Here is an 18593-nt window from a genome sequence, read left to right as displayed (position 1 = left end):
AGAACGATGAATTCCACCATCCCGATGCCGAACCAAGCAAGGTAGAGCTTATCGGGCCAGGGGTGAAAGGGATAGGCAAGCAGGAAATGGCCCCCCCAGTAGAGAAAACCGATCAAGAATCCGTACCGGATCCCCTGCCCTTTGGGGCATTTCCCTTTTTCGAAGCCTTTGTTGAAGATGAAGAGAAAGAGAAACGAAAAAACAAAATAGCCGACATACGCCACAGGGCGCTTGGCCATTATTTGGTCCATCGGCCGCCAGAGGTTCATCGTCGCCTCGTAGGTTTTTCCAAGAACCAGATGATGAAACACCATGTCCATGCCCAAGTAGGCCGCGCATCGGCCGCCAGAGGTTCATCGTCGCCTCGTAGGTTTTTCCAAGAACCAGATGATGAAACACCATGTCCATGCCCAAGTAGGCCGCGGTGACAAGAATCAGCGCGATCAAAAACCGTTTCTTGCCGAAGTTGCATTGTTGTTCCATAAAATTTTCCTCCCTGCCCGATGGTACGCAAGCCGGGGTGATTTGCAATGGAATTGTCTAAGACCGAAAAAGATTTCTTTCATGCCGGCTCGAATGGAGCTATCATATGGTCATGCCCTTCTTCAGGCTCTTCCTCCCTGCAACAGGTGGGATAGTACTTGGGTTAATCGCCTTGGCAGGTTCAGGATGTGGCTCCGGAGCCGGGTCGGGGTCGGGGGCTGTCGCCACGGGAAATCCATGTACCGGCGATGACGATTGTGTAAGTGACGCGTGTATCGGGGATATCTGCGTTGAATGTGTTGTCGACTCAAATTGCTCCACGAATATCTGTGACGCGGGGCGCTGTGTGGAATGTCTGACCGATTCCGATTGCTCCGAGGGTGTATGTGCGGAGGATGGATCGTGCGCAACCACCTCCTGCACCGCTGATTCTGATTGTCCCGAGGGCCAAGTCTGTAGCGTAACCTTTTCCGAAGAGAGCGCGGCCAACCTCTGTGTCGATAGCGTCAGTTGCGATTTTGATGCAGGGACCGGCTGTCCCAATGGTCTCACCTGCCAAGTCGATAATATCTGTCGATGATCGGGGAAAGAGCCGTTCACGAAAACCGGCATGCACGGTAAACCTCCACGGGGGAACCGTCAGCCACCAGGACACTGCTTAGCGTCCACTTTTTTTCGCATACCAATAAGGGAGTAAGACAATCGAGATGGCAAAGCAGAGGGGAAAAACGGCGATGCGGAAGGGACAGTTTCGTTTTTTGAAATTCTCGTGCATGCGGTCGAGGTTTTCAAATAAGCAATTCATGCGTGGCCCCTATGCCGCGTTGGTTTTCGCGGCGAGTGTTATACGACGGTAGTCCTGCAGACTGGTTACATCCATTTCCCGCTTGGAAAGTTCCCCGATCCCCTCGGTGGCGGCGCGGGCGGCGGCCACCGTCGTAAAATACGGCACCCCTTCGATGAGGGCGGTTCGGCGGATGGAATAGGAATCGATGGCGGTCTTTTTTCCTTCGTGCGTGTTGATGAGCATTGCCACCTCTTTGGCCTCAAGGCGATCCACAATATGCGGCGATCCTTCGTGGACTTTATTGACGACCTCCACCGGAATCTCCCGCTCCTTCAAAAACGAGGCGGTGCCTCTGGTGGCCAGAATGGAAAAACCGAGATCAACCAGTTTTTTGGCCACCGGTGCGATATCGGCCTTGTCGCGGTCGCGGACACTGACAAAGGCGGCGCCCTTTTTGGGAAGGATGGTTCCGGCGGCGGTCTGCGATTTGGCGAAAGCCATGCCGAACTGCGGGTCGATCCCCATCACCTCGCCGGTCGATTTCATTTCGGGTCCAAGCAGGGTATCCACGCCGGGAAATTTGGCGAACGGAAAGACCGCCTCTTTCACCGACCGATACGGCGGCGTCACCTCTTTTTCGAAACCGAGTTCTTTCAGCGTTTTGCCGATCATGATTTTCGCGGCGATTTTGGCCAGAGGGATGCCGATCGCCTTCGAGACAAACGGAACTGTCCGCGAGGCGCGCGGGTTGACCTCCAGGACATAGACTTTTCCCTCTTTGACGGCATACTGGACATTCATCAACCCTTTCACACGAAGCTCTAAGGCCATCAATTTGGTCTGCCGCGTGATTTCGTCGATGACATCGGCTGACAGCGAATGGGGCGGAATACAGCAAGCCGAATCGCCCGAATGGACGCCGGCATGTTCTATATGTTCCATGATGCCGCCGATCACTACCTGCTTTCCATCGCACAAGGCATCGACATCCACCTCGATAGCCCCTTCCAGATACCGGTCGATCAAGACAGGACGGTCCTCCGAGGCCTGAACCGCCGTTTCCATATAATGACGGAGATATTTTTCATCGTAAACAATCTCCATAGCGCGACCGCCGAGGACGTAGGAGGGACGGGCGAGAATGGGGTAACCGATCCGCCGAGCGATCGTGATCGCTTCATCATGCGATTTGGCAATGCCGTTTTCCGGCTGTCGGATGTTGAGCCGCCGCAACAACCCGGCAAACCGCTCGCGGTCTTCGGCGATGTCGATGGAATCAGGGGAGGTCCCAAGAATATTTGCGCCCCATTTTTCCAGCGGGACGGCGAGTTTAAGAGGCGTCTGACCGCCGAACTGCACAATAACCCCATCCGGTTTTTCTTCCTGCAGAATGCGGATGACATCCTCTTTGGTGAGCGGCTCGAAATAGAGGCGATCGGAGGTATCGTAGTCGGTGGAGACCGTTTCGGGGTTGCAGTTGACCATGATCGTTTCCACCCCCTCTTCCGCGAGGGCAAAACTGGCGTGACAACAGCAATAGTCGAACTCGATCCCCTGCCCGATTCGGTTCGGCCCGCCGCCAAGGATGACAACTTTTCTCTTCTTGGTCGGGTTGGCCTCGTTCTCCTGTTCATAGGTTGAGTAGAGATACGGGGTGTAGGCCTCGAACTCGGCGGCGCAGGTATCCACGCGTTTGTAGACGGGGACGATCCCGTTTTTTTCGCGCAGTTCGCGGACGGCATCCTCGGTGGAACCGGTTAATTGCGCGATGCGACGATCTGAAAAACCGAATTGTTTGGCTCTTCGCAGGGGCGCGATTAATCGCGCCCCTACAGGACGGGCCCGACGAATTTCCTTCTCAAGATCCACAATCTGCTCAATCTGCTTTAAAAACCAGGGATCAATCGCCGATTCTTTGTAGATCTGATTGATCGTCATTCTCTCCCGAAAGGCCTGAGCCACCCACCACAAACGATCGGCCCGAGGCACCCGGAGGTGTTCGCGTAATTTTTTCCCCCCTTTGGCGGCCGCCCCCGGCGGGCCGCCCCGGCTTGGCGGCTCGAAACCGTAACTGCCGATCTCCAGCGACCGAATCGCCTTCTGCAGAGATTCCTTGAAGGTCCGCCCGATCGCCATCGCCTCCCCCACCGATTTCATCTGCACGGTGAGGCGATCATCCGCCTGAGGAAATTTTTCGAAGGTGAACCGCGGCACCTTTGTCACGACATAGTCGATGGTCGGCTCGAACGAGGCGGGGGTATATTTCGTGATGTCGTTCTGAATTTCATCGAGCGTGTAGCCAACGGCCAGCTTGGTGGCGAATTTGGCGATGGGAAATCCGGTGGCCTTGGAGGCGAGCGCCGAACTCCGCGAAACGCGCGGGTTCATTTCGATGACGATCATCTCGCCGTTTTTCGGGTTGACGGCAAACTGGATGTTCGAGCCTCCGGTATCCACTCCAATCTCGCGGATGATGGCAATCGCCGCGTTTCGCATGAGCTGATATTCCTTGTCGGTAAGCGTCTGTGCCGGAGCGACGGTGATGCTGTCGCCGGTGTGAATGCCCATCGGATCGAAGTTTTCGATGGAGCAGACAATCACCACATTGTCTTTTCGGTCGCGCATCACCTCAAGCTCGAACTCCTTCCAGCCAAGCACCGATTGTTCGACGAGAATCTGCGAAACGGGAGAACAATCGAGTCCCCAATCGACATATTCTTTGTATTCCTTCATGTCCCTGGCAATGTTTCCGCCGGAACCGCCAAGGGTGAAGGCGGGACGGATGATCGCCGGGAAACCGATTTTTTTGATCACCGCAAGGGCCTCTTTCATATTCGTCGCAACGGCACTGCGCGGGACTTTGAGGCCGATTGACTGCATCGCCTTTTTGAACAACTCGCGGTCTTCGGCCTTCTCGATGGCGGGGAGTTTTGCGCCGATCAGTTCGACATTATATTTTCCGAGCATCCCGTTTTTGGCCAAGGCCACCGCCGTGTTGAGCGCCGTCTGCCCTCCCAGCGTCGGCAGGAGGGCATCCGGCCTTTCTTTTTCGATGATTTTGGCGACAACCTCCGGCGTGATTGGTTCGATATAGGTGGCATCCGCCAGTTCCGGATCGGTCATGATGGTGGCGGGATTGGAATTGACGAGGATAACGGCGTATCCCTCCTCTTTGAGCGCCTTGACCCCCTGGGTTCCGGAATAATCGAACTCACAGGCCTGACCGATCACAATCGGGCCGGCGCCGATGATCATGATTTTTTTGATGTCGGTTCGTTTGGGCATAGTGATGAAATCCCCCCTGTCCCCCCTTCTACGAAGTGGGGGACCCGTTAATCCCCCCCTTTGAAAAAGGGGGGTTGGGGGGATTTTAGCTCTGCTTCATCATTTCAATAAATCTTCCAAACAAATAATGCGAATCATGCGGCCCGGGCGAGGCCTCGGGGTGATATTGGACGCTGAAGGCCGGCAGTTTCCTGTGCCTTAGACCCTCGACGGTCTTGTCGTTTAAGTTGATATGCGTCACCTCGACACCGGGAGGAAGGCTTTCGGGATCAACGGCAAAACCGTGGTTCTGCGCGGTGATCTCCACTTTTTGGGTTGAAAGGTCCATCACCGGCTGGTTGCCGCCGTGATGGCCGAATTTGAGCTTGAAGGTTTTTCCTCCCAGCGCCAGCCCCATGATCTGGTGCCCCAGACAGATGCCGAACAGCGGTTTTTTTCCCAAAATCTTTTTCACATTCTCGACGGCGTAGGCGCAGACCGCCGGATCGCCGGGGCCATTGGACAGAAAAACCCCGTCGGGATTTTCGGCCAAAATTTTCTCGGCCGGATAGTCGCCCGGCACAACCTTCACCTTGCACCCGGAATCGGCCAGCATGCGGAGGATGTTTTGCTTAATGCCGAAGTCGTAGGCGATTACCGTGAAAGGTCGAAGATGGAAGGTCGAAGATCGATGATTATTATGTTTCGATCCTTCATATTCGATCTTCGATCTTCGATCTTCGATCCAAGACACCCCCTTACTCCACCCATACGGCCTCTTGCACGAAACCACCTTTGCGAGATCCTGCCCTTCCATGGAAGGAAGAGCGGATGCCTTCTTTTTAAGCTTTTCAAAACTGTTGACCTTGCCGACGACAATCAACGCCTGTTGGGCCCCGGCGTCTCGAATATGACGGACAAGCGCCCGGGTATCGATTCCTTCCACGGCGGGAATTTTATTTTTTTTCAGAAAGGCGGAGAGCGACGACTTGGCCCGGAAGTTGCTCACGATAGGGGAATTTTCTTTCACGACAAAACCGGAGAGATAAATTTTGGCCGATTCGGTGTCGATCGGGTTGGCGCCGTAATTGCCGATTTCCGGGTAGGTCATGACGACAATCTGCCCCTGATACGACGGGTCGGTCAGAATTTCCTGATAGCCGGAGAGTGAGGTGTTAAAGACCACCTCGCCGGACCGGGTCCCTTCAAAACCAAATGAGGTTCCCGAAAAGATGTTGCCGTCGGCGAGGATGAGATGGGCTGGTCTCATAAAATCCAAATGTCAAAGTTCAAATGTCAAAAGAAACGACAAGTTCAAATGACAAATGATGGACAATGTTTTGAAATTGCTTTTTTGACATTCCTTTGAACTTTGGAATTTGACATTTGACATTTCTTCATCCCTTATACACTACCTTCCCTCCAACCAGGGTACATTTGACCACCCCCTTCACCTTCATCCCCCCAAACGGGGTGTTTTTGCTTTTCGAACGGAATTTGGAAGGATCGATTTTGTAAGAGACCGCCGGATTAAAAATGACGATATCGGCAGAGGCCCCTTTTTCCAGACTCCCCTTTTTCAGACCCATGATGCGGGCGGGGTTGACCGTCAACAGCTCCACCATTTTTTTCATCGACAGCTTTTTCTTTTCCACCAGTTGCAGGGACAAACTTAACGCCGTTTCCAGACCCACAATTCCAAAGGCCGCCTTGTCAAATTCAATCTCCTTGTCGACTGTGGCATGAGGGGCATGGTCGGTGGCAATGGCGTCGATAACTCCCGATGCGAGTCCGGCGACAATCGCCTTACGATCGTTTTCGGATCGGAGCGGGGGCATCATCTTGGTGTTGGTATCGTATCCTCGGGACACTGTCCCCTCAACCGCCTCATCGGTCAGCGTAAAATGATGCGGCGCCGCCTCGGCGGTGACCTTAATTCCCTTCTTTTTGGCCTGACGCACCAGCTCGACGCCGCCGGCCGTTGAAAGATGGGCGATATGAAGCCGGGCGCCGGTTAATTCCGCCAGGTGAATATCGCGGCTGATGATGATCTCTTCCGCCGCATTGGGAATTCCGGAAAGTCCAAGCCGGGTGGAGACGAATCCTTCGTGCATGACCCCGCCGCATGCAAGATCGGCGCAAATGGCGTGGCTGATCACCGGAGAATCGAACGTTTTGGCATATTCCAGCGCCAGACGCATCAAGCGATTGTTTTGGACCGTTTTGCCGTCGTCGGAAAAACCGATGCATCCCGCTTTTTTCAGCTCCCCCATGGGGCTCAACTCGCTCCCTTCGAGGCCGCGAGAGACGGCGCCGATGGGAAAGACATTCACCACCCCTTCCTCGCGCGCCTTGTTCAAAATGTATTCGGTCACCGAGGCGTTGTCGTTGACCGGATTGGTGTTGGCCATGCAACAGACCGAGGTAAAGCCGCCTGCGGCGGCCGCCCACGTTCCACTCCGTATCGTCTCCTTATATTCATGCCCCGGCTCGCGCAGGTGGACATGCAAATCGATAAACCCCGGCGCCACAATGCACCCTTTGGCATCGATCACCTCGGCAGACGTCACTTTCGTCCCCGGCTTGAGGAGATCGCGCACCTTTTCGTTTTCGATGAGGAGATCAAACCGGCCGTCGCGCCTGTTCTTTGGATCGATGAGATGTCCGTTTTTGATTAATAACTTCATATTACTTCTGGCTTCTGGCTTCTGGCTCCTTCCCCTTTCTGCCCCGACAGCAGATACAAAACCGCCATTCTCACCGCCACCCCATTCGTGACCTGATCGAGAATGAGCGAATAGGGGCCATCGGCCACCTCGGGATCGATCTCCACGCCGCGGTTGACAGGCCCCGGATGCATGATCACCACATCCGGCCTTGCTGTTCTCAACGCCTCTTTGTTCAGCCCGTACAACCGGGAATATTCCCTCAACGTGGGAAAGGGGGAGCAAAGCAGTCGTTCCCGCTGGATCCGGAGCATCATGATCACATCGGCTTTGGCCGTCCCCTCCTTAAGATCGGTTGAAACCCTGACTCCCATTTTTCCGATTTCAACCGGCAACATCGTCAGCGGCCCCACCACCGTCACATGCGCCCCCATCTTGTTTAACGCGTGGATGTTCGAGCGGGTTACCCGGCTATGGGCGATGTCGCCGACGATGGCGACGTTCAAGCCGGCGATTTTTCCCTTGGCTTCGCGAATCGTCATCAGATCGAGTAGCGCCTGCGTGGGATGCTCGTGCGCGCCGTCGCCCGCGTTGATGATGGACGCTTTCAGGCGCGATGCCAGAAATTGCGGAACACCGGCCGATTTGTGGCGGCAAACGATGAGATCGGGCCCCATGGCTTCGATGTTCTTTGCCGTATCGAGGAGGGTCTCTCCTTTCGCGACCGAGGATCCTTTTTGGGAGATGTTAATGACATCCGCGGAGAGTCGTTTGCCGGCGATTTCAAACGAGGTCCGGGTCCGGGTGGAATCCTCGAAAAAGAGATTGATGACTGTTTTGCCGCGAAGGGTGGGAACTTTTTTGACTTCGCGGGTGGATATTTCCTGAAAGGTTTTTGCCGTCTCGAGAATTAATTCGATTTCCTTTTTGCTTAACTCCTCGATACCCAACAGATCTTTACGCGCCAATTGCATCCTTACTCCACATTGACTTCATCCTTGCCGTCGGTTTCTTTAAGACTGACCTTTACATTTTCCTTTGCCGTCGCGGGACAATGGATTCCGATCACATCCCCCTGAACGGGAAGTTCCCGCCCTTCACGGTCCACCAGCACGGCAAGCTTGACGGCGGACGGCCGGCCGAGGTCGAACAGGGCGTCCATGGCGCAACGGATGGTCCGGCCGGTGTAGAGAACATCATCCACCAGGAAAACCGTTTTTTCATCCACCGAGCAGGGAATATCGGTCTTGCCGATCACCGGGTGATAATCGAGCCGTGAGAGATCATCGCGGTAGAGGTTGATATCGAGCAGACCCACCGCGACTTCTTTTTTTGAAGCCTCTTTGATTCGCTCGGCAATCCGCCGGGCCAAAGGAACCCCCCTTTTTCGGATCCCCACCAAAACCAGCGAATCAAGCACCGTCGACTCTTCGACAATTTCCTTGGCCATTTTATCGATGGCCATCTGCATCTCTTTTGAATCGAGTATCGTTTTCATTTAATCGGGGGCTTTGCTCCGCCTAAGGCGGACCCCCGTATCCCCCGTTCGCTCGCGCGGAGACATCTTACTCCGCAAAGTCTGCGACTTTGCTGCGCGGCCAAGCCAAGCTTGGCCTTGCCCCCGACGCTCGCTCACATTCAAAAAAAAACCTCCCTAGCGACCCGCTGGGAGGTTTTTAAGCCAAAAACCGCAAACCTTTTTCCTTTTCATTTCTCCTTTAAAACCATATCAAAATTTCGTCTGTCCTATCAGGGTTTCGGGGCGAAAGTCAACTCACAAAAAGGATTTCAGATAATCTTCTTCCCGAACCGCTTCAACCGGACACCGCCGCGGTCGGAATCGAGCGAAAGCCAGATGAACAGCGCCTCCCCTTTCAGATTTTCGCGCGGGACAAACCCCCAGACTCTGCTGTCGGCGCTCTGGTCGCGGTTGTCCCCCATGACAAAGTAGTGGTCCTTGGGCACCACCAGATCGACATCCTCGTTGTTCGGCATCATCCGGCTCCGCTGAATCATGTGGCCGTAGCCGGTCAAATCCTCCATCTGGATCTTGTAATTCTCGTAGCCCCGGTAAAAGGGAATTCCCCGGAACTGCGGCGGAATCTCGCCCGCCTCCGCCTCGGAAATCAGAAGACGCCTCTTGTCCCTGGGGTCCACGCCAACGACCGGGATTTCCTTTTCGGTCACCTCGGCGGAATTGACAAAAAATTTCCCGTCCTTCATCCGGATATGATCGCCGGGAATCCCGACAACCCTTTTGATGAAGTCGAGCTTTTCATCCTCGGGATAGATAAATACAATGACATCCCCCCGTTTGGGTTCGCCGAATTTTACCATCCACTTTTTGGTGCCGGGGATCCGAAAACCGTAGATGAATTTGTTGACAAAGATGTGGTCGCCCACAAGAAGGGTGGGGACCATCGACTTGGAGGGGATTTTAAAGGGCTCGATAATAAAGGAACGGATGAAAAAGGCCAGCAGAACGGCAAACAGCAACGCCTCGGCATACTCGCGGATGACCCCTTTTTTCCGGGGCTCCGGAGTAACGTCCTGATTCAGACGCTCCAAACCGTTGTGCAGATTATTTTGATCCATCAGTCTATTTTCAGCACCGCCAAAAACGCCTCCTGCGGGATTTCCACCCGCCCCACCTGCTTCATCCTCTTTTTACCCTCTTTTTGTTTTTCCAGCAACTTGCGTTTGCGGGTGATGTCGCCACCGTAGCACTTGGCGATCACATCCTTGCGGAGCGCCTTGACATTCTCCCGGGCCACCACCTTGGAACCGATGGCCGCCTGAAGGGCCACCTCGTACTGTTGCCTCGGGATAATTCCGCGCAACTTGGAGACGAGCTCCCTCCCGCGGTAATGGGCCTGGTCGCGGTGGATGATCACCGAAAGGGCATCCACCGGATCGCTGTTCACCAGGATGTTGAGCTTCACCAGTTGTGAAGCCCGGAAATCGAGAAACTCATAGTCCAGCGACGCATATCCCCGCGTGAGCGATTTCAGCTTGTCGTAAAAATCGAACATGATCTCCGGAAAGGGGAGTTCGTAGTGGACCATCACCCGGTCGGGGGTCACGTAGTCGATCTTCTTCTGATGCCCCCTCCTTTCCTCGCAAAGCTGGATGACATTGCCCAGATATTCGCTCGGGACATGGATGGTCACATGGATAAACGGCTCTTCGAGATGATCGATCACCCCCTCCACGGGCATTTTGGAGGGGTTGTCGATTTCCAGCACCTCTCCATTGGTGAGATGGACCTTGTAAACGACGGTGGGCGAGGTGGTGATCAGTTCAAGGTCGTACTCGCGCTCCAGCCGTTCCTGCACAATCTCCATGTGTAACAACCCCAAAAAACCGCATCGGAAGCCGAAACCGAGCGCCGCCGATGTCTCCGGTTCAAAGACAAAAGAGCTGTCGTTCAGCCGGAGTTTTTCCAGCGCCGCCTTAAGATTTTCGTACTCGTTCGGCTGAATGGGATAAATTCCGGCAAAGACCATCGGCTTCACCTCGCGAAAGCCGGGGAGCGGCGCTGGGGCAGGATTTTGCGCATCGGTGACGGTGTCGCCGATTTTTGTTTCGCGCACCTCGCGGATGCCGGCGGTGACAAACCCGACTTCTCCCGTGGCCAACTCCTCGCCGGCAACCGGGCGGGGAGTAAAATAGCCAAGCTTGAGCACCTCATAGTCCCGGCCGGTATGCATCAGTTTAATCCGCCCTCCGACGCGGATGGAACCGTCCACCACCCGAACCAGAATGACCGCCCCCTGATAGCTGTCAAACCAGCTGTCGAAGATAAGGGCGGAAAGCGGCTTTCCCTCGCTTCCCCGGGGAGGCGGAAGCCTTTTGACAACGGCCTCCAGAATATCCTTCACCCCCTGTCCGGTCTTCGCGCTGACACAGAGCGCCTGGCTTGCGTCGATGCCGATAATCTGTTCCACCTGATTTTTGACGCGTTCGGGGTCAGCGTTCGGGAGATCGATTTTGTTCAAGACGGGAAGAATTTCCAGATTGTGATCGAGCGCCATGTAAACATTGGCGAGGGTTTGCGCCTGAACCCCCTGCGAGGCGTCGACAACAAGGATGGCCCCTTCGCAGGCGGAAAGACTCCGCGAGACCTCGTAGTGGAAATCGACGTGCCCGGGGGTGTCGATGAGGTTGAATTCGTAGTCGAGGCCGTTGTCGGCCTTGTAGATAAGCCGGACGCTGTGGGCCTTGATGGTGATTCCCCGCTCGCGCTCCAAGTCCATGGCATCGAGCACCTGTTCGCGCATCTCACGCGAGGATAATCCCCCGGTCATTTCGATGATCCGGTCGGCCAGCGTAGATTTGCCGTGGTCGATGTGGGCGATGATGCAGAAGTTTCGACGGCGCTCAAAAGGGATTTCAGTCATGAAGAAGGCGGTCTATTCGGCGCCGGTGTCGAGAAGAGTCATCTGCCCAGGCAGATCGCGCCCCTGCCGGATATATTCCGCGATCGGGACGCGGGTTTTTTCGTTCAACTTTTTCAAGAGTTCGTTTTGTTCTTCGGTAATGTAAACCGTCGTGGATATTTTCTTTCGCGGCATAACGTGGTGACACTATATGGCTATATATGTGTTGTCAATAGTCCACCAACTTTAGAGAAGAAACCCGGGCGATATGACTGAAATCCGGATCGGTGGTTAAAAGAGGGGAGTCATAGTGGATGCTTAGAGTTGCAATAAGGCAGTCAATGGTCTGGGCCTGGATCCCGCTTCGACGGCATCGGCTGAATAAGCCCGCCGCCTTGGCGTGGAGCCCCAAATTCACCTCAAGAAATTCAAAATCGTCGAGATATGATTTGACGGACTGATAGAGTGTGTCGGAACGAATGCCCTGTAAAACTTCCTGATAAATAACGCCCGTAAGACAAAGACCGGCCTTTTCGTCAAGCCTCCGCCGAAGAAGAATAGCGGCGGGATGATTGCTTTTCTCCTTCCGGCGAAGCACGAGAGACCACACAGAACTGTCGACAAGGATGCTCAACGGCGAGACCGCCCCTTTTTATAGTCGTAATCGGGATAATAATCGACTTTACCGAAAAGCTTGAGGATGCCCTTCCGGCGTTCGGCCTTGACGAACTCCTCCAGGATTTTATCCACCGTCTCTTTTTTGGTCTTGAACTTTCCCAGCCTTTTGGCCTGGACAAGGAGTTTGTCGTTGATGGCGAGATTGGTCGGCATGATGTGTATAATGTTACACAATACCTTACACAAAAACAAGCATTTTTTGGCGGCATGATTTCGATCAGCGGTACACTTCTCTTCGGTGGCCGACACGATAAATGGCGACCAGCGATTGTCTGTCGTTAACGGTGTAAAGAATCCGGTAATCCCCCTTGCGGATGCGATACCCTTCCTGACCGGTCAACTTTTTCGAAGCGGGAGGGCGGGGGTTTGCCTTCAAATCGTCAAAAACATCTCCCATTTTCATTTGAACTTCCCGCGGAAGATCCAGAAATTCCTTTTTGGCTCGCGTCTCCAGGACAATACGGTAACTCATGGAAATCAATTTTTGAGCGCTTTTTTGACGGGCTCCCAATCGTGAAAACCGGTGGCTTCGCGGATTGCTTCCCGCAGATCGTGCGTGTCGAGCAAATCTTCCAATTTTTCGCGCAACGCCGATTCAATCACAAAATTCTTTCTCAACCCCAATTTCTTGCACACTGAATCGAGGTTTTTTTTAAGGTCCGCCGGCAACTTGGTCGCCAAGGCTTCTTCCCGAGACATAGATGAATCCTCCTGGATCTATGTAAATCTTACTTAATCATGAAAAATAAAACAAGATCTTTTCCAAAAAAAGTGGGGGACGGAATAACTGGCATTACCGTAACACCCGGATGAGGATGGAGCGGTCGGCGGCAAAAAAGTCGCCCCCTTTTTTGAAGCGGCAGTAAATTTTGGGAGGGACAGTAATCTGGGGGCTTGACAGATTCGTCCCGTTACATGACAATCTAGACAGTCTAGCTAGATATTTTTGGAGGGGTCATGAAGACAGCCTGGCAGTTGCAGACGGCCAAAAATCGTTTGAGCGAGGTGGTGGAAAAGGCCTTGCGGCAGGGGCCGCAGACAATCACCCGCCGGGGAAAAGAGACGGTCGTCATCCTTTCGGTGAAGGATTATGAAAAACTCACAAAACCGAAAGGGGGATTGGTTGATTTTTTCCTCCGTTCCCCCTTAAGGGGGGTCGATATCGATCTGGAAAGAGACAAGGGGTTCCCCCGCGAGGTGGACCTGTGAATTATCTGCTCGACACCTGCATCATCTCCGAACTGATAAAAAAAACTCCCGAAAAAAGAGTGGTCGGCTGGATTGGCGGTTGCGATGAGGAATGCCTCTTTTTGAGTGTCCTTACTCTGGGAGAAATTCAGAAAGGGATCGTCAAATTATCCGACAAACAAAGGCGGACGCGCCTGCAGGGCTGGCTCGACCAAGACCTCAAAAACCGTTTTGAGGGGAGGATATTACCGGTCAACGCCGAGACATCCCGCGTTTGGGGGATGATTCAGGCGCAATCGGAGTTGCAAGGCCGGAAGATCCCCGTTGTTGATGCCCTGATTGCGGCAACCGCCCTGGCCAACAACCTCACTGTCGCCACGCGCAACAGGGCCGATATGGAAAAAAGCGGGGTTGCCGTGTTCAATCCCTGGGAGTTGCCGGCGTAATCAACCGCCGCGGCACCGCTCACAATCAGCGGAAAAATTCCAATCAGATAACAGGGACGGGAAGACAAGACACATTCAGATTGACCGGGGGCGGAAGGGACCAGACCGACATGGCCGCCGGAAGCGCGGCGGTAAAAACAGGAAGGGTGGAGATCGTGTTATATGGAAGGGCGCCGGTCGCGTAGAGTTCAGAACCGGTTTCAAGGGGGCCGCTGTTCATCCTGTTTGCGGTGATCGGGCCAAAGGGATTGGCATAAGCCTGACGGGGCGCTTCGTGATTCACGGCGGAGGATGAGTCTAATACAGCAGAATGATTCAACCCGACGGGCTCGCCATTTAAACCTTGGAACGCCGAAAGGGCCAGCGGCAAGGCCGCCGACGGGACAAAGGAATGTAATTTGAGGTTCTTGCCCGGCCCTTTCGGCGGTACATACGCATACGCATCCGCCAGCGACCCGAAACCGGCCTTTTTGGCCAAATCGTGAAGGGCATGGAGATTTCTTAAAATCAGAGAAAGCTTCAGCGGAATTTCGAGGCCAAGCTGGCGCAAATGGATGAGCCCCTGATTTACCTGTTGAAAATCGCCCGCCTGAACGGCGCCCGCCATTTGCATCAATTCCAGAGCGACTTTCGTCTGAGTCTCCGGATTTTGTTTTTCGGGAGGGAGAAGCACCACGAAATAGGCCTGGATTTTTTCGAGATCGATATTCCCCGATAGCGCCCCCTGAATGATGGATTGTTCGTCTTTATTCAGGTGCAGAAAAAATGTCCGATCGAGGACAGCCACCTGGTTGTCGGGGGTGACCCGGTAGTTTCCGATATGAATGTCCCCATGCAGTTGGCCGTTTTCGAGCTGTCTGCGGTAGGCCCGGACCATTAGAGAAAGCGCCTGCTTCATATCGTAATCGTCATGGACCAGCTCGTCCCATTGGGTGAGATTTTTCCCTTCGATCAACTCTTCAATCTGAAATCGGTTGTTGTCCGGAATAGTGTATTGGGGAAAATTCGATTGGGGCACGGTGAGGGAATAGTCAAAACCTTCGGGTTGAAAACCGGCAGACCCCCCCAGCATTTCGCGGAATTTTTCGTCCTTTTCCATAAACCCCGAAAAATCGAGTTCGGCCTCGATCCAGTCGTTCACCATGGCGACCGCAATCTTCAACCGCTCGTGCGTATCGCGGTCGATGGAGCCCTGCTTCAACATTTCATCCAGCGCGGAGTCAAAAAGCTCCCGCTGTTCCTTCAGGTGATAGCGGATATTCGGGTTGGCCACGCGGATCACCTTTCGGGTTCCGTCATTCATTTCCAGTTCGTACACCGACATGAGCGAACCTCCCCCAAGCCTTTTTCCAAACCGCTTTACATGCTTCCAAATCTCCGGCCAGTTCCGCTCCACCACTGCTATGGCCGCCAACTTCGACTGCCCCTTCACCCGGTCGTAGAGTTGATTGAATTTTGCCTCGTATTCGGAGGGGATTTCGACAAACTGCCCCATAAGCTGGAGAAAGCGCACCGGCAAAGAACCCCCCTGCTGGGCCAGTTCGATGATCAGGTCCATCGGCGAAAGTTTGTCTGACGGCCTTGTCTCCAGCGCCCCCCGATCGGCCAGCCATTTTCGAAGGGCCTCTTGGGATCTGGTATTATAATACTCCTTGTACTTCCACGGATCGGTTTCCCCGTCCGACGGGAGGGTGTTGAGGGCCTCCACGAGGGTTTCGAGGGCCTCCTCCTTTTTAGAAACGGTGGTAACCTCTTCGTCTTCGTCTTCGTCTTCGTCTTCGATTTCGATCATCTCTCGGACAGACAGCACCTCGTGCCAAGGGGTCGCCACCGGCGGGGGAAGGGCCACATAGTCGGCAATCGTCGGCGCCAGACTGAAAAAAAGAGGTTCCCATTCCTTGACCGCCGCCAGCGCCGGGGCCGTTTTTTGAATCTGATTATTGGGCCCCTCCTCTCCCCCCTTTGGGGCCACGACTTTATCCAAAAACAGATTAAAAAGTTCCTGTCGGCTTTTCGGCTGGATGATCAGCTCCCCATCGACCAAAAGCGTTTTGGCGATAAAAAAGCGCCCCGCAAACCCCTGCCCAAGCAACACGTTTAACCTCTGATCGACACTACTCAACTGATGCGTCACCTCCCGTAGCCGCTTTTCCCTCTCATCCTCAAGTAGCCTGAGGGAAAGCCACCGGGCCGCTATCATTTCTTTTAATCCCGCATCGCTTCTTCTCGTTTCTAACAGAACACTCAAAAGGTCCAAGGCCGCGTTCGGTTCAAAAGAGAGTAGCTCTAACCCTGCCGCCAGCCCGACCTGAACCTCCCCCTCTTCAAAGAGATAGTCGGCGTTTAAGCCGATGTGTTTACGGACCTCCTCGACCTGTTCTCTGGTTTCCATCTCGTTCTCGATGAGCGCTTCCTTGACCGCCAGGTTCCTCCTGGCGGTTTCCTCATCGAAGGCGATGGCGACCCGCCGGGTAAAATCGGCCGTTTCCTTGAGCTTTTGATTGAGGCTGTAGGATCGCAGACAATTGGCCAGATAAGGGTCGAGAATCCAGTCGCTTAAGTCATCCAAGACCGGTAACAATTCATCGGCCGATTCATCTTCGGGCAATTCACTCATGGTCCGGAGGATAAGATAACCATTATCGTCTTTGCTTCGGCTTAAAAGTTGTCGTACCGGAATCCCCTGGGCCTCCCATCGGCGAATCGCTTCGAGCCTTTCTTCGGGGCCGATATTCCCTAAATGATAACGCAAAAAATGCGTTAACAGGGAGTCGGCATCGCCTCGGCCGATAAATCCATAATCCAAATCTCTTCCGCTTCCCAACTGGTGTATCCAGAGAAGTTCCTCGTCGGAGGCGCTTTTTCCCCGTTTAATAATATCGCTCATCATCTCCTCTTTCCAATGGGGATGCTCCTTCATCAAAGAATAAGAGGGGTAGATAGCTAAGGAATGCCTCATCATATAACCGAGTACTCTTTTCTTAAGAGGGGTAAGCGCGGCAAAGGCGGAGTGGGTCTTCAGTAATTTTTTGTAAGAGCGTACCAGAGCCAATAGAGAACTAGCCCTATCCTGTAGACGACCACGACTGTCCATGGTCACGCTAATTGTCCTCGCTATGGCCTGCACCAGCAAACCGATCTCCCGGGCATTTTTTCCAACCGCTAAGGTGCTTAAAGAAACTTCCATACTAGAAATAAACCAAAATGGATTCGAGTCCTTCACTCCCTTATTGCTGATCTCATGTTCGTACAAATCCTCAACGTATCCGCTGGACAAATGAAGGGTTCTATTTTGCCGTTCAACCAAAAAATCGCGAACTTGCTTGAGCAAGGCGATATCGCCGCTCTCTCCGGCATTCGAAAGAAGAATTCCCGACGCCGTCTCCATGAGTCTCTCTTTATCCACCCCCGTGACTCCTTTTTGGGCCGCAAAAGAATCCAAGGCGCCAATCCACGCTTCTACCTCTCCCCACAGGGCCGGAAGATCCAACTGACCGGCACGAAACGGACCATAGATTTTCTGATCGATCATCACGGAAATCAGAGCCGCGATCACCTTGGGCCAGTTGCCCAAGGCGTAAGGGATGGGGTGGTTTGCCGCTTGGGGAATCAGTCCGCGTAGATGGGCCAAATCTTGCGGGGAACGGATGAGGACGGAATAGGAAGCAAGATGCTGTCCGATGAGTGGAGGAAAAAAATCCATGTACTGTTCCTCCCCATCCAGACTCACATCAATCTTTCGGTCAAAGGCGACGCCAAGGTTGAGATAGAAATGGAGAAAACGAACCAGCGGCAAATCTTTTTGATCGGAAAGTAGAGATTTAAGGTCCTCGTCAATCTTCCCGACCGCAAAGGCCGTCAGTTCCTGCATGCGCTCCGCCTCACGGGGACCTGCGCTACTCCATCGGCGCGCCAGGGCGGCCAGGTTGAGACCCCGATCCGCCGGCGACATTCCGCTGATAACGGTTTTTCGTTCTGCATATTTTTGGTTGCGAACATGTTCATCCGGGAAAGCAAAGCGAAGCGGCTTGTAGAGAAGTTCAGTGGTGGGAGCCACTATGTCGCTTGACCAGGCTGTGCGGTTTTCCTCCGGAACGGGGGTAAGCGCCTTGTCGAGGTTTTCGAGATCTTCAAAACGGGTCCAAGCGCCGGCGGCAAGCGCCCGGTCGAGGGTCTTGCCATGCGTTAAGTCAGGGGGGGGCCGTATGGATTTGAACCGAGTTTCGTGCCGATGCAATTTTTCCAGAAACAGTTTTGTGGCCACCGGATTGATGCCCGCTTCATTGAGTTTTCTCATCCCCCCCTGGATATCGGCCCGATGCTCCTGAAGGCGGCTGATGCCAACATCTTTGACCCAGCTTGTGGCCATGTCGGAAAGGTCATCGAGCTTTTCCCGTTTTTTCGCCCGAGAGACGGCACGGGCAATATCGGCCGATTCGTGATGCTCCAACTCGTGGCCAAAGACGGCGGCCAGTTCCTCGTAAAAATCGACCAGCTTCATCAGCGCCAGTGAGACGTAAATAGTTCCGTCATAGGCCACCATGGCATTCACCTCGATCATGCGCGGGAGAACAACCAGCCTGATTTCCTCTTCATTAAAATGCGGCCGGGCCATCTTGAGCGCTTTGAGGGCGTCTTGGGTGGCAGGATGATCCGCGGGGAGGGAACCATATTTGAGAACCAGCTCGTCGTGCAAAAAACG

The 18593-nt window shown here is 53.9% G+C and carries 18 protein-coding genes; 3 read left to right on the top strand and 15 right to left on the bottom strand.

All coding sequences use genetic code 11. The annotated features are described in order from the left end of the window. Positions 1 to 320 (bottom strand): hypothetical protein (locus HYU99_04340; protein ID MBI2339587.1); only part of this gene is annotated, 320 nt, incomplete at its 3' end. 335 nt (positions 321 to 655) lie between these two features. On the opposite strand from HYU99_04340, the gene HYU99_04335 reads away from it, so the two are divergent. Continuing rightward, positions 656 to 1063 carry a hypothetical protein gene (locus HYU99_04335; GenBank protein MBI2339586.1) on the top strand — a complete coding sequence of 136 codons (408 nt, stop codon included), beginning with the start codon at positions 656 to 658 and terminating at the stop codon, positions 1061 to 1063. Between the two features lie 78 nt (positions 1064 to 1141). Here the strand turns inward: HYU99_04335 and HYU99_04330 are convergent, their stop codons facing one another. The 13 genes from HYU99_04330 to HYU99_04270 form a co-directional block, all read right to left on the bottom strand. Then, a complete protein-coding gene (locus HYU99_04330) occupies positions 1142 to 1288 on the bottom strand; it encodes a hypothetical protein (protein MBI2339585.1) in 147 nt (48 codons plus the stop codon). Between the two features lie 9 nt (positions 1289 to 1297). Next, positions 1298 to 4555, bottom strand: a complete 3258-nt coding sequence (gene carB, locus HYU99_04325; protein ID MBI2339584.1) for a carbamoyl-phosphate synthase large subunit — start codon at positions 4553 to 4555, stop codon at positions 1298 to 1300. An 85-nt stretch (positions 4556 to 4640) separates the two neighbouring features. Continuing rightward, positions 4641 to 5804, bottom strand: coding sequence for a glutamine-hydrolyzing carbamoyl-phosphate synthase small subunit (gene carA / locus HYU99_04320; protein ID MBI2339583.1), 1164 nt, complete (start codon positions 5802 to 5804; stop codon positions 4641 to 4643). Positions 5805 to 5931: 127 nt separating this feature from the next. Further along, a complete protein-coding gene (locus HYU99_04315) occupies positions 5932 to 7221 on the bottom strand; it encodes a dihydroorotase (protein MBI2339582.1) in 1290 nt (429 codons plus the stop codon). Then, the gene (locus tag HYU99_04310) at positions 7218 to 8174 is read right to left on the bottom strand and encodes an aspartate carbamoyltransferase catalytic subunit (protein MBI2339581.1); all 957 of its coding nucleotides are present in this window, start codon (positions 8172 to 8174) and stop codon (positions 7218 to 7220) included. Before HYU99_04310 ends, HYU99_04315 begins: the two co-directional genes overlap by 4 nt. Before the next feature lie 2 nt (positions 8175 to 8176). Further along, complete coding sequence (pyrR, locus tag HYU99_04305; GenBank protein ID MBI2339580.1) at positions 8177 to 8698, bottom strand: bifunctional pyr operon transcriptional regulator/uracil phosphoribosyltransferase PyrR; 522 nt, start codon at positions 8696 to 8698, stop codon at positions 8177 to 8179. A 290-nt stretch (positions 8699 to 8988) separates the two neighbouring features. Continuing rightward, entirely contained in the window at positions 8989 to 9795 is an 807-nt protein-coding gene (gene lepB, locus HYU99_04300) for a signal peptidase I (GenBank protein MBI2339579.1), read from the bottom strand. Beyond that, the gene (lepA, locus tag HYU99_04295; GenBank protein MBI2339578.1) at positions 9795 to 11600 is read right to left on the bottom strand and encodes an elongation factor 4; all 1806 of its coding nucleotides are present in this window, start codon (positions 11598 to 11600) and stop codon (positions 9795 to 9797) included. The genes lepB and lepA overlap by 1 nt, the downstream gene beginning before the upstream one ends. Positions 11601 to 11612: 12 nt before the next feature. Beyond that, on the bottom strand, positions 11613 to 11774 hold the full coding sequence (locus tag HYU99_04290; protein MBI2339577.1) for a ribbon-helix-helix domain-containing protein: 162 nt from the start codon (positions 11772 to 11774) through the stop codon (positions 11613 to 11615). Between the two features lie 34 nt (positions 11775 to 11808). Continuing rightward, the gene (locus HYU99_04285; GenBank protein MBI2339576.1) at positions 11809 to 12213 is read right to left on the bottom strand and encodes a PIN domain nuclease; all 405 of its coding nucleotides are present in this window, start codon (positions 12211 to 12213) and stop codon (positions 11809 to 11811) included. Further along, positions 12210 to 12410 carry a type II toxin-antitoxin system VapB family antitoxin gene (locus HYU99_04280; protein ID MBI2339575.1) on the bottom strand — a complete coding sequence of 67 codons (201 nt, stop codon included), beginning with the start codon at positions 12408 to 12410 and terminating at the stop codon, positions 12210 to 12212. The genes HYU99_04285 and HYU99_04280 overlap by 4 nt, the downstream gene beginning before the upstream one ends. Positions 12411 to 12474: 64 nt before the next feature. Next, positions 12475 to 12729 (bottom strand): type II toxin-antitoxin system RelE/ParE family toxin, encoded by a 255-nt coding sequence (locus HYU99_04275; protein MBI2339574.1) that lies wholly within the window; start codon positions 12727 to 12729, stop codon positions 12475 to 12477. A 5-nt stretch (positions 12730 to 12734) separates the two neighbouring features. Then, the gene (locus tag HYU99_04270) at positions 12735 to 12956 is read right to left on the bottom strand and encodes a hypothetical protein (GenBank protein MBI2339573.1); all 222 of its coding nucleotides are present in this window, start codon (positions 12954 to 12956) and stop codon (positions 12735 to 12737) included. Between the two features lie 258 nt (positions 12957 to 13214). Here HYU99_04270 and HYU99_04265 point away from each other — a divergent pair, with 258 nt between their 5' ends. Then, positions 13215 to 13466: a type II toxin-antitoxin system Phd/YefM family antitoxin gene (locus HYU99_04265; protein MBI2339572.1), complete on the top strand. Its 252-nt coding sequence runs from the start codon at positions 13215 to 13217 to the stop codon at positions 13464 to 13466. After that, positions 13463 to 13891, top strand: a complete 429-nt coding sequence (locus HYU99_04260) for a type II toxin-antitoxin system VapC family toxin (GenBank protein ID MBI2339571.1) — start codon at positions 13463 to 13465, stop codon at positions 13889 to 13891. The genes HYU99_04265 and HYU99_04260 overlap by 4 nt, the downstream gene beginning before the upstream one ends. A gap of 43 nt (positions 13892 to 13934) precedes the next feature. On the opposite strand, the gene HYU99_04255 is transcribed toward HYU99_04260, so the two are convergent. Further along, on the bottom strand, positions 13935 to 18593 hold a 4659-nt coding region (locus HYU99_04255), incomplete at its 5' end, for a hypothetical protein (GenBank protein MBI2339570.1).

The sequence above is a fragment of the Deltaproteobacteria bacterium genome (assembly GCA_016183175.1).
Classification (GTDB): Bacteria; UBA10199; UBA10199; order UBA10199; family SBBF01; genus JACPFC01.
This window is presented reverse-complemented; position numbering and strand designations above follow the sequence as displayed.